The sequence below is a fragment of the Pseudomonas sp. 05N433 genome (assembly GCF_056396925.1).
Genome location: NZ_JBFTML010000004.1, coordinates 143,827 through 164,966, shown reverse-complemented (window position 1 = coordinate 164,966; position 21,140 = coordinate 143,827). Strand labels below are relative to the sequence as shown.

General features: G+C 60.0%; 16 protein-coding genes. 11 read left to right on the top strand and 5 right to left on the bottom strand.

The genetic code is table 11. The features are described from left to right. Positions 1 to 8: 8 nt before the first annotated feature. From acnD to prpD, 3 genes are all read left to right on the top strand, one after another. Complete coding sequence (gene acnD, locus AC1DIS_RS02845) at positions 9 to 2,603, top strand: Fe/S-dependent 2-methylisocitrate dehydratase AcnD (RefSeq protein ID WP_477743797.1); 2,595 nt, start codon at positions 9 to 11, stop codon at positions 2,601 to 2,603. A 52-nt stretch (positions 2,604 to 2,655) separates the two neighbouring features. Further along, positions 2,656 to 3,846, top strand: a complete 1,191-nt coding sequence (gene prpF / locus AC1DIS_RS02840) for a 2-methylaconitate cis-trans isomerase PrpF (protein ID WP_477743796.1) — start codon at positions 2,656 to 2,658, stop codon at positions 3,844 to 3,846. Positions 3,847 to 3,985: 139 nt separating this feature from the next. Continuing rightward, positions 3,986 to 5,470 carry a 2-methylcitrate dehydratase gene (gene prpD, locus AC1DIS_RS02835; RefSeq protein WP_477780757.1) on the top strand — a complete coding sequence of 495 codons (1,485 nt, stop codon included), beginning with the start codon at positions 3,986 to 3,988 and terminating at the stop codon, positions 5,468 to 5,470. Between the two features lie 35 nt (positions 5,471 to 5,505). Here the strand turns inward: prpD and ppsR are convergent, their stop codons facing one another. Further along, positions 5,506 to 6,324 (bottom strand): posphoenolpyruvate synthetase regulatory kinase/phosphorylase PpsR, encoded by an 819-nt coding sequence (gene ppsR / locus AC1DIS_RS02830; protein WP_018925255.1) that lies wholly within the window; start codon positions 6,322 to 6,324, stop codon positions 5,506 to 5,508. Positions 6,325 to 6,497: 173 nt separating this feature from the next. Here ppsR and ppsA point away from each other — a divergent pair, with 173 nt between their 5' ends. The 8 genes from ppsA to AC1DIS_RS02790 all read left to right on the top strand — a co-directional run bounded on the left by ppsA (position 6,498) and on the right by AC1DIS_RS02790 (position 14,630). Continuing rightward, positions 6,498 to 8,873: a phosphoenolpyruvate synthase gene (gene ppsA, locus AC1DIS_RS02825; protein ID WP_064619183.1), complete on the top strand. Its 2,376-nt coding sequence runs from the start codon at positions 6,498 to 6,500 to the stop codon at positions 8,871 to 8,873. 95 nt (positions 8,874 to 8,968) lie between these two features. Continuing rightward, complete coding sequence (locus AC1DIS_RS02820) at positions 8,969 to 9,958, top strand: alpha/beta fold hydrolase (protein WP_477780756.1); 990 nt, start codon at positions 8,969 to 8,971, stop codon at positions 9,956 to 9,958. A gap of 192 nt (positions 9,959 to 10,150) precedes the next feature. Then, positions 10,151 to 10,642, top strand: coding sequence for a ribonuclease E activity regulator RraA (gene rraA / locus AC1DIS_RS02815; protein WP_018925259.1), 492 nt, complete (start codon positions 10,151 to 10,153; stop codon positions 10,640 to 10,642). 37 nt (positions 10,643 to 10,679) lie between these two features. Continuing rightward, the gene (locus tag AC1DIS_RS02810; protein ID WP_018925260.1) at positions 10,680 to 11,675 is read left to right on the top strand and encodes a zinc transporter ZntB; all 996 of its coding nucleotides are present in this window, start codon (positions 10,680 to 10,682) and stop codon (positions 11,673 to 11,675) included. Positions 11,676 to 11,738: 63 nt separating this feature from the next. Then, positions 11,739 to 11,987, top strand: coding sequence for a hypothetical protein (locus AC1DIS_RS02805; protein WP_007940635.1), 249 nt, complete (start codon positions 11,739 to 11,741; stop codon positions 11,985 to 11,987). 2 nt (positions 11,988 to 11,989) lie between these two features. Next, the gene (locus AC1DIS_RS02800; protein ID WP_007940637.1) at positions 11,990 to 12,814 is read left to right on the top strand and encodes a mechanosensitive ion channel family protein; all 825 of its coding nucleotides are present in this window, start codon (positions 11,990 to 11,992) and stop codon (positions 12,812 to 12,814) included. Between the two features lie 86 nt (positions 12,815 to 12,900). Continuing rightward, entirely contained in the window at positions 12,901 to 13,491 is a 591-nt protein-coding gene (sigX, locus tag AC1DIS_RS02795; RefSeq protein WP_017337463.1) for an RNA polymerase sigma factor SigX, read from the top strand. A 107-nt stretch (positions 13,492 to 13,598) separates the two neighbouring features. Next, a complete protein-coding gene (locus AC1DIS_RS02790; RefSeq protein WP_018925262.1) occupies positions 13,599 to 14,630 on the top strand; it encodes an OmpA family protein in 1,032 nt (343 codons plus the stop codon). Positions 14,631 to 14,714: 84 nt separating this feature from the next. On the opposite strand, the gene cobA is transcribed toward AC1DIS_RS02790, so the two are convergent. The 4 genes from cobA to nirB are packed head-to-tail and all read right to left on the bottom strand — an operon-like array spanning position 14,715 to position 20,974. Further along, positions 14,715 to 15,479, bottom strand: a complete 765-nt coding sequence (cobA, locus tag AC1DIS_RS02785; RefSeq protein ID WP_086945139.1) for a uroporphyrinogen-III C-methyltransferase — start codon at positions 15,477 to 15,479, stop codon at positions 14,715 to 14,717. A gap of 10 nt (positions 15,480 to 15,489) precedes the next feature. Beyond that, entirely contained in the window at positions 15,490 to 18,207 is a 2,718-nt protein-coding gene (locus AC1DIS_RS02780) for a nitrate reductase (protein ID WP_086945138.1), read from the bottom strand. Then, positions 18,207 to 18,524, bottom strand: coding sequence for a nitrite reductase small subunit NirD (gene nirD / locus AC1DIS_RS02775; RefSeq protein ID WP_018925265.1), 318 nt, complete (start codon positions 18,522 to 18,524; stop codon positions 18,207 to 18,209). The genes AC1DIS_RS02780 and nirD overlap by 1 nt, the downstream gene beginning before the upstream one ends. After that, positions 18,521 to 20,974: a nitrite reductase large subunit NirB gene (gene nirB, locus AC1DIS_RS02770; RefSeq protein ID WP_086945137.1), complete on the bottom strand. Its 2,454-nt coding sequence runs from the start codon at positions 20,972 to 20,974 to the stop codon at positions 18,521 to 18,523. The genes nirD and nirB overlap by 4 nt, the downstream gene beginning before the upstream one ends. Positions 20,975 to 21,140 lie beyond the last annotated feature (166 nt).

Below are 21,140 nucleotides of genomic sequence, written 5' to 3'. Positions count from 1 at the left end.
TCCTGACGATGAATACTGAATTCCGCAAACCGCTGCCCGGCAGCTCTCTGGATTATTTCGACGTCCGTGCGGCGGTCGATGCCATTGCACCCGGCGCCTACGACACCCTGCCGTACACCTCCCGCGTGCTGGCGGAAAACCTCGTGCGTCGCTGCGACCCGGCCACGCTCACCGATTCCCTGAAACAACTGATCGAGCGCAAACGCGACCTCGACTTCCCATGGTTTCCGGCCCGCGTGGTGTGCCACGACATTCTCGGCCAGACCGCCCTGGTGGACCTTGCCGGCTTGCGCGATGCCATCGCCCTGCAAGGCGGCGACCCGGCGCAAGTGAACCCGGTGGTGCCAACGCAATTGATCGTCGATCACTCGCTGGCCGTCGAGTCCGGCGGCTTCGATCCCAAGGCGTTCGAAAAGAACCGCGCCATCGAAGACCGTCGCAACGAAGACCGTTTCCACTTCATCAACTGGACCAAGAAAGCCTTCAAGAACGTCGACGTGATCCCGCCAGGCAACGGGATCATGCACCAGATCAACCTGGAGAAAATGTCGCCGGTGATCCAGGTGCGCGACGGCGTGGCTTTCCCCGATACCTGCGTCGGCACCGACAGTCATACCCCGCACGTTGATGCGCTGGGCGTGATCGCCATTGGCGTTGGTGGTCTGGAAGCGGAAAGCGTGATGCTCGGTCGCGCCTCGTGGATGCGTCTGCCGGAAAGCGTTGGCGTCGAACTCACCGGCAAGCTGCAACCGGGCATCACCGCCACCGACATGGTGCTGGCGCTGACCGAATACCTGCGCAAACAAAAAGTCGTTGGCGCATGGCTGGAGTTCTTTGGTGAAGGCGCGTCAAACCTCACCCTTGGCGACCGCGCGACCATTTCCAACATGGCCCCGGAATACGGCGCCACTGCGGCAATGTTCTACATCGACCAGCAGACCATTGACTACCTGAAACTCACCGGTCGTGAAGACAAGCAAGTGCAACTGGTCGAGAACTACGCCAAACAGACCGGCCTGTGGGCCGATAGCCTCAAAGGCGCGCAATACGAGCGCGGGCTGAGCTTCGACCTGTCCTCGGTGGTGCGCAACATGGCAGGCCCGAGCAACCCGCATGCGCGTGTTGCGACCTCGGATCTGGCTGCCAAAGGCATCTCCGGCCAGTGGGAAGACGTGCCCGGCCAGATGCCGGACGGTGCGGTGATCATCGCTGCCATCACCAGTTGCACCAACACCAGTAACCCGCGCAACGTCATTGCCGCCGGCCTGCTGGCGCGCAATGCCAACCAGCTTGGGCTGACCCGTAAGCCATGGGTCAAGTCGTCCCTGGCACCCGGTTCGAAAACCGTGGCGCTGTATCTGGATGAAGCCGGCCTGACCAACGAGCTGGAGCAACTCGGCTTCGGCGTCGTGGCCTTCGCCTGCACCACCTGCAATGGCATGTCCGGCGCGCTGGATCCGGTGATCCAGCAAGAGATCATCGACCGCGACCTGTATGCCACCGCCGTACTCTCTGGCAACCGCAACTTCGACGGGCGGATTCACCCGTACGCCAAGCAGGCGTTCCTCGCATCGCCGCCATTGGTGGTGGCTTATGCCATCGCCGGCACCATCCGTTTCGACATCGAAAAAGATGTACTGGGCGTGGTCGATGGCAAGGAAATCCGCCTGAAAGACATCTGGCCGAGCGACGAAGAAATCGACGCGGTGGTCAAGGCCTCGGTCAAGCCGGAGCAGTTCCGCCAAGTGTACATTCCGATGTTCGCCATCCACGAAGACACCGGCCCGAAAGTCACGCCGCTGTACGACTGGCGCGAGATGAGCACCTACATCCGTCGTCCGCCGTACTGGGAAGGCGCGCTGGCCGGCGCGCGTCCGCTCAAGGGCATGCGCCCGCTGGCGGTGCTGCCGGACAACATCACCACCGATCACCTGTCGCCTTCGAACGCGATCATGCTCGACAGCGCAGCGGGTGAGTACCTGGCGAAAATGGGCCTGCCGGAAGAGGACTTCAACTCCTACGCCACGCACCGCGGCGACCACTTGACCGCGCAGCGCGCAACCTTCGCCAACCCGAAACTGTTCAATGAAATGGTGCAGGAAAACGGCAAGGTCAAGCAGGGTTCTCTTGCCCGCGTGGAGCCGGAAGGCAAAGTGATGCGCATGTGGGAAGCCATCGAAACCTACATGGAACGCAAGCAGCCGCTGATCATCATTGCCGGTGCCGACTATGGCCAGGGTTCGTCCCGGGACTGGGCGGCCAAAGGCGTGCGTCTGGCGGGGGTGGAAGCGATTGCCGCCGAAGGTTTCGAGCGCATTCACCGCACCAACCTGGTGGGCATGGGCGTGTTGCCGCTGGAGTTCCTGCCGGGCACCAATCGTAAAACCTTAGGGATAGATGGCAGCGAAACCTATGACGTGATCGGCGATCGCACCCCGCGCGCGACGCTGACGCTGGTGATCAACCGCAAGAACGGTGAACGCGTCGAAGTGCCGGTGACCTGCCGCCTCGACACCGCCGAAGAAGTGTCGATCTACGAGGCTGGCGGCGTGTTGCAGCGTTTCGCTCAGGACTTCCTCGAAGAGTCGGCGGTTGCCGTTTAACACGACGAGCCGCGCGGGATTTCAAGTCCCGCGCTGGCCATACAGGATCAATATGGCTCACGCATCTCAGATAAAAATCCCTGCCACCTACATGCGCGGCGGCACCAGCAAAGGCGTGTTCTTCAGCCTCAAGGATTTGCCCGAAGCGGCGCAGATGCCAGGCACCGCCCGCGATGCCTTGTTGCTGCGCGTGATCGGCAGCCCCGATCCGTACGAGAAGCAAATCGACGGCATGGGCGGCGCGACGTCCAGCACCAGCAAAACCGTGATCCTGTCGAAAAGCATCAAGGCCGATCACGACGTCGATTACCTGTTCGGTCAGGTCGCCATCGACAAACCTTTCGTCGACTGGAGTGGCAACTGCGGCAACCTGTCGGCGGCGGTCGGTTCGTTCGCCATCAGCAATGGCCTGGTGGATGCCGGCCGCATTCCGCACAACGGTGTGGCGGTGGTGCGCGTGTGGCAGGCCAACATCGGCAAGACCATCATCGCTCATGTACCGATCACCAATGGCGAGGTGCAGGAAACCGGTGATTTTGAACTCGACGGCGTGACCTTTCCGGCCGCCGAAGTGCAGCTCGAATTCATGGATCCGGCGGCGGAAGAAGAGGGTGGCGGTGGCTCGATGTTCCCCACCGGCAATCTGGTGGACGACCTTGAAGTGCCAGGTGTCGGCACGCTCAAGGCTACCCTGATCAACGCTGGCATCCCGACCATATTCATCAACGCCGAAGACATAGGCTACACCGGCACCGAGTTGCAGGGCGCGATCAACAGTGACCTGGAGGCTTTGGCAATGTTCGAAACCATCCGGGCTTACGGTGCGCTGCGCATGGGGCTGATTGAACACCTGGATGAAGCCGCCAAGCGCCAGCACACGCCGAAGGTCGCGTTCGTCGCCCCACCTGCGGATTACATTGCGTCCAGCGGCAAGAAAATCGCAGCCGCCGACATCGACCTGCTGGTGCGCGCGTTGTCCATGGGCAAGCTGCACCACGCCATGATGGGCACGGCAGCGGTGGCGATCGGCACGGCGGCGGCGATTTCCGGCACCTTGGTCAACCTGGCAGCGGGCGGTATCGAACGCAACGCCGTGCGCTTCGGCCATCCGTCCGGCACCTTGCGCGTGGGCGCCGAGGCCGCAAAGGTCAACGGTGAGTGGACGGTGAAAAAAGCCATCATGAGCCGCAGTGCGCGGGTGTTGATGGAAGGTTATGTCCGGGTGCCGGGGGATTGTTTCTAACCTCAATCCAGGCATACACAAATCCCTGTGGGAGCGCCGCTCCCATAGGTGATGCATTTCCAAAACAAGAGTGTTGTACCGACTGAGACTACCCTGAACCGAGGTCCCATCAACGAACCACTTCAAGAGTGAATCGAACATGAGCGCCAACGTCGACCTGAACACCCGCCCCGACTACGACACGGTTCTGCAGGACATCGCCGACTACGTCCTCAATTTCAACATCCAGTCGCCCGAGGCGCTTGATACTGCCCGCAATTGCCTGATGGACACCCTCGGCTGCGGCTTGCTGGCGCTGCGTTTCCCCGAATGCACCAAACACCTGGGTCCTATCGTCGAAGGCACTGTCGTCCCCTTCTGGGCCCGCGTGCCCGGCACCAGCTATCGTCTCGACCCGGTCAAGGCCGCTTGGGACATCGGTTGCATCGTCCGCTGGCTCGATTACAACGACACCTGGCTCGCCGCCGAATGGGGCCATCCGTCCGATAACCTCGGCGGTATTCTCGCGGTGGCCGACCACCTGTCGCAAAAGCGCCTGGCCAATGGCGACGCCCCACTGACCATTCGCGCTGTGCTGGAAGCCATGATCATGGCGCACGAGATTCAGGGCGTGATCGCCCTGGAAAATTCGTTCAACCGCGTCGGTCTCGATCACGTGATTCTGGTGAAAGTCGCCTCGACCGCCGTCACTGCCAAACTCATGGGCGCCAATCGCGAGCAGCTGCTGTCGGCGTTGTCTCATGCCTTTGCCGATGGCCAGGCGCTGCGCACTTACCGGCATGCGCCGAACGCCGGATCGCGTAAATCCTGGGCGGCCGGAGACGCGACCAGTCGGGGCGTGCGTCTGGCGGACATTGCGATGCGTGGTGAGATGGGCATCCCCGGCGTACTGACCGCCAAGCAATGGGGTTTCTACGATGTACTGTTCAGCCACACCAACAACGACCTGGGGCTCAAGCCTGAAGGCAAGCGAGCTTTCAGTTTTTCCCGGCCGTTCGGCAGCTATGTGATGGAAAACGTGCTGTTCAAGATCAGCTTCCCCGCTGAGTTCCACGCGCAAACGGCCTGCGAGGCTGCCGTCACCCTGCATCCATTGGTCAGGAATCGCCTGCATGAAATCGACAGGATCGTTATCACCACCCACGAATCAGCGATCCGCATCATCTCCAAGGTCGGCCCGCTGGCCAACGCTGCGGACCGCGATCACTGCCTCCAGTACATGACCGCCGTACCCCTGGTATTCGGCAATCTGGTGGCCGAGCAGTACGAAGACGACTTCCACGCCGCGCACCCGATTATCGATGTGCTGCGCGACAAAATGGTCATTGTCGAAGACCCGCGTTTCACCCGCGAATACCTGGAGGCGGACAAACGCTCCATCGCCAACGCTGTACAGGTGTTCTTCAAGGACGGTTCCAGCACCGATAACGTGATGGTGGAGTACCCGATCGGTCATCGCCGGCGCCGTGCTGATGGCATTCCGTTGCTGGAAGACAAGTTCAAGGTCAACCTGACGACGCGCTTCACGGCTCAGCGAAGCGCCGAGATCCTTGCGCTGTGCAAGGACCCGGCAGCACTTGAAGCGACGCCGGTGAACCGGTTTGTGGATTTGTTTGTGATCTAGCTGGCCGCGAAGGCGGCATAACTGCCGCCGACTATCTACTTGAACCGCCGTTCCACACCTTTCTCCACCAGAATCTTCGCCGAGATCTCTTCCACGGAGAAATGCGTGGAATTGATGTGGGGAATGTTCTCGCGTCGGAACAGATTCTCCACCTCGCGCACTTCGAATTCGCACTGCGCGTAGCTCGAATAGCGGCTGTTGGGCTTGCGTTCGTTGCGGATCGCGGTGAGGCGGTCCGGGTCGATGGTCAGGCCGAACAGCTTGTGATGATGGGCGCGCAGGGCGGTCGGCAGTTGCAGGCGCTCCATGTCGTCTTCGGTCAGCGGATAGTTGGCTGCGCGGATGCCGAATTGCATGGCCATGTACAAACACGTCGGTGTTTTGCCGCATCGCGACACGCCTACTAGTATCAAGTCAGCTTTGTCGTAATAGTGCGTGCGGGCGCCATCGTCATTGTCGAGGGCGAAGTTCACCGCCTCGATACGCTCCATGTAATTGGAGTTATGGCCGATGGAGTGGGATTTGCCGACGGTGTAGGAAGAATGCTCGGTCAGCTCCTGTTCAAGGGGCGCCAGGAAGGTCGAGAAAATGTCGATCATGAAACCATTCGACGTTGCGAGAATCTCACGAATGTCCTGATTGACAATGGTGTCGAAAATAATCGGACGAAAACCATCGTTTTCGGCGGCTTTGTTGATTTGTTGTACCATGGCCCGCGCTTTATCAGCGTCGTCGATGTACGGTCGTATGATTTTGCTGAAGGTAATGTTTTCGAACTGCGCCAGCAGGCTTTGGCCGAGGGTTTCGGCGGTAATGCCGGTGCCATCGGAGATAAAGAAAGCAGATCGTTTCATTTGCACCTTGGGCCTTAAGCTAGTGACGATTCTTGGATATAGTAGGCGCGATTTGTCGGCCACCGATGCCCGCATTCTCACTTATTTTCCAGGTCCAGGCCATACAGCCGGCAAAGGCTCCCCCGAGTCGCCGGCTTCTGAGCTTTTCCAACACAGTTAGTGGAGAGATCACCTTGGTAGAGTACGTAGTTTCCCTCGATAAGCTCGGCGTCCATGATGTAGAGCATGTGGGGGGCAAGAACGCATCCCTGGGCGAGATGATCAGTAACCTTGCAGGCGCCGGTGTATCGGTGCCAGGTGGCTTTGCCACGACAGCTCAGGCTTATCGTGATTTTCTGGAACTGAGCGGCCTGAACGATCAGATCCATGCCGCCCTCGACGCCCTGGACGTCGATGATGTAAACGCCTTGGCCAAGACCGGCGCCCAGATCCGTCAATGGATCATGGAAGCCGAGTTCCCCGAGAAGCTCAACGCCGAGATCCGCACCGCGTTCGCCACGCTGTCGGCCGGCAACCCTGACATGGCCGTGGCCGTGCGCTCTTCCGCTACCGCCGAAGACCTGCCGGACGCTTCCTTCGCCGGTCAGCAGGAAACCTTCCTGAACATCCGTGGTGTCGAAAACGTCATTCGCGCCGCCAAAGAGGTGTTCGCCTCCCTGTTCAACGACCGCGCCATTTCCTACCGCGTGCACCAGGGCTTCGACCACAAGCTGGTGGCCTTGTCGGCTGGCGTGCAGCGCATGGTCCGCTCCGAAACCGGCACCGCCGGGGTGATGTTCACCCTCGATACCGAATCAGGCTTCCGTGACGTGGTGTTCATCACCGGCGCCTACGGCTTGGGTGAAACCGTCGTACAAGGCGCGGTGAACCCGGATGAGTTCTACGTCCACAAAGGCACGCTGGAAGCCGGTCGCCCGGCCATCCTGCGTCGCAACCTGGGCAGCAAAGCCATCAAGATGATCTACGGTGACGAAGCCCGCGCCGGTAAATCGGTCAAGACCATCGACGTGGACAAGGCCGATCGTGCGCGTTTCTGCCTGACCGACGCCGAAGTCAGCGAGCTGGCCAAGCAGGCGATGATCATCGAGAAGCACTACAAGTGCCCGATGGACATCGAATGGGCCAAAGACGGCGACGACGGCAAGCTCTACATCGTGCAGGCCCGTCCGGAAACCGTGAAGAGCCGCACCCAGGCCAACGTCATGGAACGTTACCTGTTGAAAGAAACCGGCACCGTGCTGGTGGAAGGTCGCGCCATCGGCCAGCGCATCGGCGCCGGCAAGGTGCGGATCATCAAGGACGTGTCCGAGATGGACAAAGTCCAGCCGGGCGACGTGCTGGTTTCCGACATGACCGACCCGGACTGGGAACCGGTCATGAAGCGCGCCAGCGCCATCGTCACCAACCGTGGCGGCCGTACCTGCCACGCGGCGATCATCGCTCGCGAGCTGGGCATCCCGGCCGTGGTCGGTTGCGGCAACGCCACCCAGCTGTTGAAAGACGGCCAGGGCGTGACCGTTTCCTGCGCTGAAGGCGACACCGGTTACATCTTCGAAGGCGAACTGGGCTTCGACATCAAGAAAAACTCCGTGGATGCCATGCCGGAGCTGCCGTTCAAGATCATGATGAACGTCGGCAACCCGGACCGCGCCTTCGACTTCGCGCAACTGCCGAACGCCGGTGTGGGCCTGGCCCGTCTGGAATTCATCATCAACCGCATGATCGGCGTGCACCCCAAGGCGCTGTTGAACTACGGTGGCCTGCCGCAGGAAATCAAGGACAGCGTCGACAAGCGCATTGCTGGTTACAACGACCCGGTTGGCTTCTATGTCGACAAACTGGTCGAAGGTATCAGCACCCTGGCGGCAGCGTTCTGGCCGAAAAAGGTCATCGTGCGTCTGTCGGACTTCAAGTCCAACGAATACGCGAACCTGATCGGCGGCAAACTCTACGAGCCGGAAGAAGAAAACCCGATGCTGGGTTTCCGTGGCGCTTCGCGTTACATCAGCGAATCGTTCCGTGACTGCTTCGAGCTCGAATGCCGCGCCCTCAAGCGCGTGCGTAACGAGATGGGCCTGACCAACGTTGAAATCATGGTGCCGTTCGTCCGTACCCTGGGCGAAGCGAGCCAGGTGGTCGATCTGCTGGCTGAAAACGGTCTGGCCCGTGGCGACAACGGTCTGCGCGTGATCATGATGTGCGAACTGCCGTCCAACGCGATCCTGGCTGAAGAGTTCCTCGAGTTCTTCGACGGTTTCTCCATCGGCTCCAACGACCTGACCCAGCTTACCCTGGGCCTGGACCGTGACTCCGGGATCATCGCGCACCTGTTCGACGAGCGTAACCCTGCAGTCAAGAAGCTGCTGGCCAACGCCATTGCCGCGTGCAACAAGGCCGGCAAGTACATCGGTATCTGCGGTCAGGGCCCTTCGGACCACCCGGACCTGGCCAAGTGGCTGATGGAGCAGGGCATCGAAAGCGTTTCGCTGAACCCCGATTCCGTACTGGAAACCTGGTTCTTCCTGGCTGAAGGTCAGGCTTCGGCCTGATGGTGTGAGTGAAAGGGCCGATCTGTGATCGACCCTTTCAGAGATTCAAGTAGGGCGGGCTCCTCTGGATGCCGCCCTTTTTTGTGCAAGAGCATATGCAAAGTAGCAGCAACCTATTTCCTGTCGCCCTGATCAGCGCCGAGCGGCGCGGCGATCTGAGCGAAGACGTCTATCGTTTGAAACCCGGCAACAGCCCCGACGGCACCGTTGAGCTGGCTGTGACACGCCTGGGCCTGGCCGATGAGCCGGCGGTGCGTGGCGTGCCGGTGATTCTGCTGCACGGCAGCTTTTCCAATCGGCGGTTCTGGTTTTCTCCCAAAGGTTTGGGCCTGGGCGCTTACCTGACGCGTCTGGGATTCGATGTGTGGATTCCGGAAATGCGCGGTCACGGCCTGTCTCAGCGCAACCAGAACTATCGCCAGAACAGCGTCGCCGACTATGCGCGTTACGATTTGCCGGCCATTGGCGCGTTCGTGCGCGAGCAAAGCGGCCAGATCCCGCACTGGATCGGCCATTCGCTGGGCGGCATTACCCTCGCCGCGGCGTTGGGCGGCCAGTACCTGGGCGAGCCCGCCGTGGCTTCCGCGGCGTTTTTCGGCACGCAAGTCAGCCGTACTTACTGGCCGTTGAAGTTTCCACCGGTGGAGTGGAGCGGGCGCTTCATTCTCAAGCGTTTTGYCCAACTGTCGGGCTCTCGGCTCAAGCGCGGCCCGGAGGACGAGCCGATAGGCCTGGCCCTGGAAAGCATGCGTTGGTACGGGCTGTTCGGCCGTTTCGGCGATGCCGACAAGGACTGGTGGGCGGGGTTGGCCGAGGTGCAATTGCCGGTGTTGGCCGTGAGCGCCGCGGGCGATCATCAGGACCCGACCTGGGCCTGCCATAAGCTGTTCGATCAAGTCGGGTCCGAGCACAAGCAGTTCATCACCCTTGGCCGCGAGCAAGGCTTTGGCGATAATTTCGGTCACGTGGAAATGCTGGTCAGCAAGGCTGCGCAGGCTGAAGTCTGGCCGTTGGTGGCTCGCTGGTTGGCGGATCAACAGACGCCTTTACTGGGTGAAAAGCCGGATTTGGCCACAGCGATTTGAGCCTGATGCTCTAACAAGGGCATTTCTCTCTGGTCGGCTTGCGGCTAATATGTGACGCATTGAGTGGTTCTGGTCACTTTGAGTGATTGATGCGGTCGCTGTGTTCGTGCGAACGGAGCGATTTGCAACCGTCCAGCCTTGGCCCGAGTATGCTGCATACTCGATTGTCTTCCTTGTTACAGGAGTTTCTCGATGAACCATTACCTCACGCCTGACCTGTGCGACGCCTATCCGGAGCTGGTGCAGGTGCTGGAACCGATGTTCAGCAATTTCGGCGGCCGTGATTCTTTCGGCGGCGAAATCGTGACCATCAAATGTTTCGAAGACAACTCGCGGGTCAAGGAGCAAGTCGAGCTCAAGGGCAACGGCAAGGTGCTGGTGGTCGACGGTGGCGGTTCCCTGCGCCGCGCGCTGTTGGGCGACATGCTGGCCGAGAAAGCCGCGAACAACGGTTGGGAAGGGCTGGTGATCTACGGTTGCATCCGTGACGTCGACGTCATCGCGCAAACTGATCTGGGGGTTCAGGCCCTGGCCAGTCACCCGATGAAAACCGACAGGCGCGGTGTTGGCGATCTCAACGTTGCCGTGACCTTCGCGGGCGTGACCTTTCACCCGGGCCACTACGTTTATGCGGACAACAACGGCGTGATCATCTCGCCAAGCCCGCTGAAAATGCCTGAATAAGCGCTGCCGGCTTTTTGTTTCAAGAATAGGGGTGAGGATGTTCGAGGAAGAAAACGCGCAGTGGGGGCTGGTGCATGCCCTGGTGCTGGACGGTAAAGGCGGTGCGCGTTCGATAGCCCGGACTGAACTCGATGACTTGCAGCTGCAGGCCCACGAAAGCCTGTGGCTGCACTGGGATCGCAGTCACCCGCAAACCCAGACCTGGCTGCGCAAATCCAGCGGGCTGAGTGAATTTAGTTGCGATTTGTTGCTGGAAGAGAACACCCGACCGCGTCTTTTGCCGCTGCCGGACTCTGAACTGCTGCTGTTTCTGCGCGGGGTCAACCTGAATCCGGGCGCGGAGCCGGAAGACATGGTCTCGGTGCGGATCTTCGGTTCGGCTCAACGGGTGATTTCCCTGCGTTTGCGGCCGTTGCGTGCCACCGAAGAGTTGTTGGTGCAACTGGCCGACGGCAAAGGGCCGAGAAGCGCTTCCGAGCTGATCCTGTATATGGCGCAATACCTTACCCATAAAGTGCAGGATCTGGTCGGCGACCTCTCGGAAGTTGTCGATGAGGAAGAAGAAAAGCTGGATGCCGACGAACGGTATACACCTGAGCATGGGGCTGTTTTGCAGATCCGCCGCAGGGCCGCTGGGCTGAAGCGTTTTCTGGCGCCGCAGCGGGATATTTTCGGTCAGCTGACGCGGATAAAACTGCCGTGGTTCTGCGAAGACGATGGCGATTACTGGAACGAATTGAACAACAGCCTGACCCGTTACCTCGAGGAACTGGAATTGACCCGGGAGCGCGTGGGGCTGGTCCTGGAGGCTGAAGACCGGCGTTTGAGCGTGCGCATGAACCGCACGATGTATCGCTTCGGGATCATCACCGGAATCTTTTTGCCGATGAGTTTTCTGACCGGTCTTTTGGGCATCAACGTCGGCGGTATTCCGTTCTCTGCCAACCCCTACGGCTTCCTGATCGCCTGCCTGTTGATGGTCTTGGTGGCGCTGGGGCAGTGGTGGTTATTCCGACGTTTACGCTGGGTCTGACGATGAGCCATGTGACCCGACCAAATCTAACCGCGTCTTTGACAGACATCACGAGAGGTGCGTATGCACGATCCGTTTGAACAGTCTTTGCGTGACATGCTCAAAGCATCGCCGTCCAGCCGTGACGACGATGCCTGTCTGGGGCGTGTACTGAAAACCGCCAACCGCCAGGTCGGTGCCGGCGATCTGTTCAGCCTTCTGGGCCGTTGGCTGCCCGCGCTGATGATCGCCCTGAATAACGGATCGGCCCATGTAGCGCCGGTTTCTCGTCTGCGTAAACCTACCGCCCGCACTGCTGATAAGGCTGATTGAATATGGAACTTGATCTCTGGACTCAGAGCCTCGTCACTGCAATGACTGCGTTGTGGACCAAAGTTGCGAACTTCATTCCGAACCTGTTTGGCGCACTGGTTGTGCTGCTGCTGGGTTTTGTCGTGGCCAAGCTGCTGGACACGCTGCTCTCAAAATTGCTCGCCAAATTGGGCCTTGATCGCCTGATGGGTGGCACCGGACTGACCAAATTGCTGTCCCGCGCCGGCCTCCAGGTGCCTATTTCGACGCTGATCGGCAAAATTGTCTACTGGTTCGTCCTGCTGATTTTTCTCGTTTCTGCCGCAGAATCCCTTGGACTTGAACGAGTTTCGGCTACGCTGGACATGCTGGCGCTGTATGTTCCGAAAGTATTCGGCGCGGCGCTGGTGCTGCTGGTGGGTGTCTTGCTGGCGCAACTGGCCAATGGGCTGGTACGTGGCGCGGCAGAAGGTGTAGGGCTGGATTACGCCGCGGGCCTGGGGCGGATTGCCCAGGGCCTGGTGATCATCATCAGTATTTCGGTTGCGATCAGCCAGTTGGAGGTCAAGACAGACCTGCTCAACCACGTGATTGTGATCGTCTTGATTACCGTTGGTCTGGCGGTTGCGCTGGCCATGGGGTTGGGAAGCCGGGAAATTGCCGGTCAGATTCTTGCGGGAATCTATGTGCGAGAGTTGTATCAGGTTGGGCAACAAGTGCGTGTTGGCGAGGTCGAAGGGCAGATCGAAGAGATCGGCACGGTGAAAACCACGGTGCTGACCGACGAGGGTGAGCTAGTCTCTCTCTCGAATCGGATTCTCCTGGAGCAGCATGTGAGTAGCCGCTAACCCGGCAAATCCTGCTAATGTATGCCGCCGCAAAATGCCCTGAGGGGTTGCGGCGGACATTGACCTGACTGTCGGCCCGACTTGTTTTGAATAAAGCTCAATCGCTCTCCACGCGCTACGACCCCCGCGAGCTCTCTGATGAGGAGTTGGTCGCGCGCTCGCATACCGAGCTGTTTCACGTAACGCGCGCCTATGAAGAACTGATGCGGCGTTACCAGCGAACATTATTTAACGTTTGTGCACGGTACCTGGGGAACGATCGTGATGCAGACGATGTCTGTCAGGAAGTGATGTTGAAGGTGCTGTACGGCCTGAAGAACTTCGAGGGCAAATCGAAGTTCAAGACGTGGCTCTACAGCATCACGTACAACGAGTGCATCACGCAGTATCGGAAGGAACGGCGTAAGCGTCGCTTGATGGACGCTTTGAGTCTGGACCCCCTCGAGGAAGCGTCTGAAGAAAAGGCGCCGAAACCCGAGGAGAAGGGCGGACTTGATCGCTGGCTGGTGTATGTGAACCCGATTGATCGTGAAATTCTGGTGCTACGTTTTGTCGCAGAGCTGGAGTTTCAGGAGATCGCAGACATCATGCACATGGGCTTGAGTGCAACAAAAATGCGGTACAAACGCGCTCTAGACAAATTGCGTGAGAAATTTGCAGGCATTGCCGAAACTTAGTTTGGCGCAAATATCTCTTACGTGTAGGCAAGTTCTGATAGACTTGCCGCCGAGTTGTCCCCCGGTTTGCGGGACTGCTTCACAATCACCAGATGGGGATTTAACGGATGAAACTGAAAAACACCTTGGGCTTGGCCATTGGTTCTCTTATTGCCGCTACTTCGTTCGGCGCGCTGGCACAAGGCCAAGGCGCAGTTGAAATCGAAGGCTTCGCCAAGAAAGAACAGTACGACAGCGATCGTAACTTCAAGAACAACGGCAACCTGTTCGGCGGCTCGGTTGGTTACTTCCTGACCGACGACGTAGAACTGCGTCTGGCCTACGACGAAGTACACAACGTACGTGCAGATGATGGTCGCAACGTAAAGGGCGCTGATACCGCTCTGGACGCTCTGTACCACTTCAACAACCCAGGCGACATGATCCGTCCATACGTTTCTGCCGGTTTCTCGGACCAGAGCATTGGCCAGAACGGTTCGGGTCGTAACCGCTCCACTTTCGCCAACGTTGGCGGCGGTGCCAAGCTGTACTTCACTGAAAACTTCTACGCCCGTGCTGGCGTTGAAGCTCAGTACAACATCGACCAGGGCGACACCGAGTGGGCTCCTAGCGTCGGTATCGGTGTGAACTTCGGTGGCGGCTCCAAGCCTGCTGCTGCTCCAGTTCCAGCACCGGCTGAAGTTTGCTCCGACAGCGACAACGATGGCGTTTGCGACAACGTTGACAAGTGCCCAGACACCCCAGCCAACGTAACTGTTGACGCTGATGGCTGCCCAGCAGTTGCTGAAGTTGTTCGTGTTGAGCTGGACGTGAAATTCGACTTCAACAAGTCGGTAGTCAAGCCTAACAGCTACGGCGACATCAAAAACCTGGCTGACTTCATGAAGCAGTACCCATCCACCACTACTGTTGTTGAAGGTCACACTGACTCCGTCGGTCCTGACGCTTACAACCAGAAACTGTCCGAGCGTCGTGCAAACGCCGTTAAGCAAGTTCTGACCAACCAGTACGGTGTTTCGCCGTCCCGCGTTCAGTCTGTTGGCTACGGCGAATCCCGCCCAGTTGCTGACAACGCCACTGAAGCTGGTCGCGCTGTAAACCGTCGCGTAGAAGCGAAGGTTGAAGCTCAAGCTAAGTAATTAGCTCGCAGCTCAAGAAAAGCCCGGCTTAGGCCGGGCTTTTCTTTGTCTGCGATTTGGTGAAGAGGGAGTAATAGGTAGGGTTCAGGCTGATTGATCGGCCACCATCGCGGGCAAGTCGCGCTCCCACAGAGATGAAGTTGCACAGGCTGCCACGGCACCGATCACCAGGATCGCCGGGCTCTTCAACTGAAAGCTGAGGGCATCCTCTTCCATTGCTGTCAGGTCGCTCCGGCATTCCCGTTGGTGCGGCAGCGAAGCGTTTTCGATCATCGCCACGGGAGTATCGGCGGCCATTCCACCGGCCAGCAGTTGCTCACGAATCTCGCTCAGTTTTGCGACACCCATATAGACCACCAACGTGGTGCCGCCTTGAGCCAGGGCCTGCCAGTTCAGGCTACTGTCATCCTGAGTGTGCGCCGTGACCAGTGTCACGCCACGGGCGACACCCCGCAGTGTCAGTGGAATATCACATTGGGTCGCGCCGGCAAGGCCAGCGGTGATGCCATTGACCAATTCAACCTCGACCCCTCGTTCACGTAACCACTGCGCCTCTTCACCGCCGCGTCCGAAGATGCACGGATCGCCACCCTTGAGCCGCACCACGCATTTGCCGTGGCGGGTATAACGCAGCATCAGGCGATGAATGAAGGCTTGAGGCGTGGAGCGACAGCCGCCGCGCTTGCCCACGGGAATAATTCGCGCATTCGGGCAATGCTCCAGTACCGCAGGATTGACCAGATCGTCGATCAACACCACGTCCGCTTCGCGCAACGCACGAACCGCCTTGAGGGTCAGCAATTCCGGATCGCCGGGACCCGCACCCACCAGCCAGACTTTTGCGCTCATAGTGTTTTCCTCACGAGGTGACGGCGACTGGCTGCGCAGTGGCGGCCAGTAAACGCTTGATTTCCGGGACGCAGGAGCCGCATTGCGTGCCGCAGCCCAATTCTTGTTTCAAACCTTGCAAGTCCAGGCCACGGCTGATTCCGGCACAGATTGCGTTCTGGCTGACGTTCATGCAGTTGCACAGGGTTTTGCTGCCGGATGCAGGGGCGCCAGCGTTGCCTGGTGGCGCACTCAACGGTGCCAGCAGCCAACGGCGCAGTTGTTCGTCGGCGCGACCTTCGAGCCACAGGCTTTGCAGCCAATGTTGGGCGAGTGTTTCACCGGCCAGGCGAATCGCGGTGATCCGGCCGTTCTCGATACGCACCCGTTTACCGATCGAGCGCCGGGGGTCGTCGTAGGCCAATACCGGGCCGTCGTTGAGCCCCAGGCATTGATCGATATCACGCAACAACTGCGGCTCTGGCGCGGTGGCGCTGGCGGCGCGTATCAGCAGCGCGGGACGCTCACGGCCGGCCAAGCTGAGGCTGGCGTAGGAAAACGCCTCGCAGAGTGGTCGCAACGTCTCCAGGTGCTGTTGAACATCACCTTCGATCAGGGCGAAAAGCTGCCAGGGCAAATGCACAGGCTCGAGCCGCACACCGCTGTGTTTGAGTTCCGGTTGCTTCGACAACGGATCGAAGGCGGGAAGGGTGAGGGTATTCACACCGCCCTTGAGAAAGCGGTCGCCCCAATGCATCGGCAGGAAAGCCTGGCCCGGACGTACGCTGTCGTCGCTGCTGACCGGCAGGATCACCGCGCCCCGGCGACTTTTCAGATTGATCAGGTCGCCAGGTTGCAGGCGATGCCGACGCAGTTCATCCGGGTGTAGGCTCAACACGGCTTCGCTGACATGGCCGAACAGTTGCGCGGCGGTGCCGGTGCGGCTCATGCCGTGCCATTGATCGCGCAGGCGACCGGTGATCAAGGTCAGCGGGAAACGCGCATCGCGTTGTTCCTTGGCGGCGCGATAGGGGTCGGTCACGAACTGCGCACGCCCGCTGGCGGTCGGGAATACCCCGTCAAGGTACAACCGCGCGGTGCCTTCGCGGGCTCCGGCGGGGAAGGGCCATTGCTGCGGTCCGAGCTGGTCGATCAACTCATGACTGATCCCGGACAGGTCGAGGTCGCGGCCGCGAGTCAGTTGTTTGTATTCGTCGAAGACCTGTGCCGGGGTTTCAAAGGCAAACAGGCTGGAGGCTCCGGGACGCAGGTGTTTTTCCAGACGCTGTGCGAAATCCACGGTGATCGCCCAATCGGGCCGTGCTTCACCGGGGGCGCCGATGGCTCGGCGGACGTGGGAAATGCGTCGCTCGGAGTTGGTAACCGTGCCGTCCTTTTCACCCCAACTGGCGGCGGGCAGCAACAGGTCGGCGAATGCGGCGGTTTCGGTGGTGTGGAAGGCTTCCTGCAACACCACGAACGGGCAGGCTTGCAGTGCCTCGCGCACAGAGGTCTGGTCCGGCAGCGACTGGGCAGGGTTGGTGCAGGCGATCCACAGGGCTTTGATCTTGCCGCTGCGCATCTGCTCGAACAGTTCGATGGCCGTGAGCCCGGTGTTTTCGGGCAGTTGATCGACGCCCCAGTAGGCGGCCACTTGCGCCCGGTGCTCGGCATTGGCCGCTTCGCGATGACCCGGCAGCAGGTTTGACAAACTGCCGGTTTCCCGGCCGCCCATGGCATTGGGCTGACCGGTCAGCGAGAAAGGTCCTGCACCGGGCCGGCCGATCTGCCCGGTAGCCAAGTGCAGGTTGATCAGCGCGCTGTTCTTCGCGCTGCCGGCGGTGGACTGATTCAGCCCCATGCACCACAGCGACAGAAAGCTCGGTGACGTGCCGACCCATTCCGCGCATTGGTGCAGTTGCTCGACGCTGATGCCACAGAGTTGCGAGACCATTGCCGGGGTGTAGTCGCGTACCAGGTTTTTCAGCTCGGCCAGGCCTTCGGTGTGGGCCTTGATGAAGTCGCGGTCGATCCAGTCTTCCCACAGCAGCAAGTGCAAAATCCCATGGAACAACGCGACATCGGTACCGGGCAGAATCGCCAGGTGCAGGTCAGCCAGATCGCAGGTGTCGGTGCGCCGTGGGTCGATGACGATGACTTTCATCTGCGGACGATGGGATTTGGCTTCTTCCAGGCGACGAAACAGGACCGGGTGGGCGTAGGCCATGTTGCTGCCGACGATCATCACGCAGTCGCTCAGTTCCAGGTCTTCGTAGTTGCAGGGCGGAGCATCGGCGCCGAGGCTGCGCTTGTAGCCGACCACCGCTGAAGACATGCACAGCCGTGAATTGCTGTCGATGTTGTTGGTGCCCACCAGCGCCCGCGCCAGTTTGTTGAAGGCGTAGTAATCCTCGGTCAGCAATTGCCCGGAGATATAGAACGCGACGCTGTCCGGGCCGTGTTCGGCGATGGTCTTGGCGAAGACACTGGCGGCGTGATCGAGTGCGCTGTCCCAATCTGTGCGGCTGCGAGCCAGTCCTTTGCCCAGGCGCAGTTGCGGGTACAAGGCCCGCGCGGTCAGGTCGCCGGTCAGATGCAAGGTCGAACCTTTACTGCACAATTTGCCGAAGTTGGCCGGGTGCGCCGGATCGCCGCTGACGCCGAGAATGCGCTCGCCGTCGTGCTCGATCAGCACGCCGCAGCCGACCCCGCAGTAGCAGCAGGTGGAGGCGGTGATTTGGCGGTCCATCAGCTTGCTTCCCGCAGAGCCAGCAGCACCCGGCCATTTTCGACCCGTGCCGAATGATGGTGGGCACAGCCGATATCGGGAGCCTGGGCTTCGCCGGTTTCCAGGTCGATCTGCCAGTTGTGCAGCGGGCAGGCGACCCGTTTGCCGTAGATCAAACCCTGGGACAGCGGCCCGCCCTTATGCGGGCAGCGGTCGTCGAGGGCGAAAACCTCATCGTCGCTCGTACGAAAAATCGCAATGTCGCCTTTCGGGCCGGCGACGATCCGCGAGCCAAGGGTGTTGATCTCTTCCAGTGCGCAGATATCCAGCCAGTTCATACCGACACCTCCAGGTTCTTCACGGGAATGACTTCGAATTCTTTTTTCAGCAGTGGTTGCTCGAGGCGTTCTTTCCACGGGTCCTGTTCGAACGACAGGGAGAATTGCAGGCGTTCGTTGAGTGCCTTGCGCCGTACCGGGTCTTCCAGCACGGCTTTCTTGATGTGTTCCATGCCGACTCGTTGCAGGTAATGCACGGTGCGCTCGAGGTAGAAGGCTTCTTCACGGTACAGCTGCAGGAAAGCGCCGTTGTATTCGCGCACCTCTTCAGCGGTTTTCAACTTGACGAAGAATTCAGCGACTTCGGTCTTGATCCCGCCGTTGCCACCGATGTACATCTCCCAGCCGGAATCCACGCCGATAATTCCGACGTCCTTGATCCCCGCTTCCGAGCAGTTGCGTGGGCAACCGGAGACAGCCAGTTTCACTTTGTGTGGCGACCACATGTTGAACAGGTCATGTTCGAGCTCGATGCCCAGTTGCGTGGAATTCTGGGTGCCGAAGCGGCAGAACTCACTGCCGACACAGGTTTTCACGGTGCGGATGGATTTGCCGTAGGCGTGGCCGGACGGCATGTCCAGGTCTTTCCAGACGCCCGGCAAGTCTTGCTTTTTGATCCCCAGCAAGTCGATGCGTTGGCCGCCGGTGACCTTGACCATCGGCACGTTGTACTTGTCGGCCACGTCGGCGATGCGCCGCAGTTCTGAAGGATTGGTCACACCGCCCCACATCCGCGGGACGACAGAGTAAGTGCCGTCTTTCTGAATGTTGGCGTGGGCGCGTTCGTTGATCAGGCGCGATTGCGGATCGTCCTTGGCTTCGCCGGGCCAGGTGGAAATCAGGTAGTAGTTGAGCGCCGGGCGGCAGGTGGCGCAGCCGTTCGGCGTGCGCCAGTTCAGGTAGCTCATGGTGCCGGCGATGGTCAGCAGATGCTGGTCGCGGATGGCCTGGCGGATTTGCCCGTGGTTGAGGTCGCTGCACCCGCAGATGGCTTTTTCGCTTTTCGGTTTGACGTCTGCCGCACCGCCCACGGTGTTGATCAGGATCTGTTCGACGAGGCCGGCACAAGAGCCGCAGGAGCTGGCGGCCTTGGTGTGTTTCTTCACGTCGTCGACGCTGAACAGCCCGTGTTCCTGAATGGCTTTGACGATGGTGCCTTTGCACACGCCGTTACAGCCGCAGACTTCGGCGGTGTCGGCCATGCTCATGGCTTTGTCCTGGCCTTGATGTCCTACATCGCCTAAAGCATTTTCGCCAAACATCAGGTGATCGCGGATCTCGCCGATGGCATGGTTCTCACGGATCTGCCGGAAATACCAGCCGCCGTCTGCCGTATCGCCGTACAGGCAGGCGCCGACCAGCACGTCATCCTTGATCACCAGTTTTTTGTACACCCCGCCAATCGGGTCGGAGAGGGTGATGGTCTCGGTGCCTTCGCCGCCCATGAAGTCGCCGGCGGAGAACAGGTCGATGCCGGTGACTTTCAATTTGGTCGACGTCACCGAGCCCTTGTAAGTGGCGAAGCCCAGTTGGGCGAGGTGGTTGGCGCACACCTTGGCTTGTTCGAACAGCGGTGCGACCAGGCCGTAGGCGGTGCCGCGGTGGCTGGCGCATTCACCGATGGCGTACACCCGAGGGTCGTAGGTTTGCATTGTGTCGTTGACCAGAATCCCGCGGCTGCAAGGGATGCCGGCTTTTTCCGCCAGTTTGGTGTTGGGGCGAATGCCGGCGGCCATCACCACCAGATCGGCGGGGATGATGTCGCCGTTCTTGAACTGCACTGAGCCGACCCGGCCATTGCCGGCGTCGTGCAGGGCCTGGGTCTGTTCGCACAGGCGGAAATGCAGGCCACGGGCTTCCAGGGCGGTTTGCAGGAGTTGGCCGCTGGTTTTGTCCAGTTGGCGCTCCAGCAGCCATTCGCCGATGTGCACCACGGTGACGTGCATGCCCCGCAGCATCAGGCCGTTGGCGGCTTCAAGGCCCAGCAGGCCGCCACCGATGACCACGGCGTGCTTGTGGGTCTTGGCGGTGTCGATCATCACCTGGGTGTCGGCAATGTCGCGGTAGCCGATCACGCCCTGCAAGGTATTGCCGGGGATCGGCAGGATGAACGGGGTCGAGCCGGTGGCAATCAGCAGGCGGTCGTATTCAGCCTCAGTGCCGTCTTCGGCGATGACCCGGCGTTTGACCCGGTCGATCTCCACCACTTTGCGGTTGAGCAGCAGCTTGATGTTGTTTTCCAGGTACCAGTCCAGATCGTTGAGCACGATCTCTTCGAACGTCTGTTCGCCAGCCAGTACGGGGGACAGCAGGATGCGGTTGTAGTTGGTATGCGGTTCGGCGCCGAAGACCGTGATGTCGTACAGCTCATTACTCAGCTTGAGCAGTTCTTCCAGGGTACGAACCCCGGCCATGCCGTTGCCGATCATCACCAGTTTTAGTTTTTTCATCAGGTTCTCCGGGGAGCTCGGGCCTGCCTCATCAGGGCATTCAGGCCTTGCTCGACAAAATTTTGCGCAAACAAAAAAAGGCGTCCCGCTAGCTAACTAGCGAGGACGCCTTTGTCCTTGTCCCGTTCTCTCGGGCAGCGCAGCCTTCTACGTTGAAGGCCGGGCT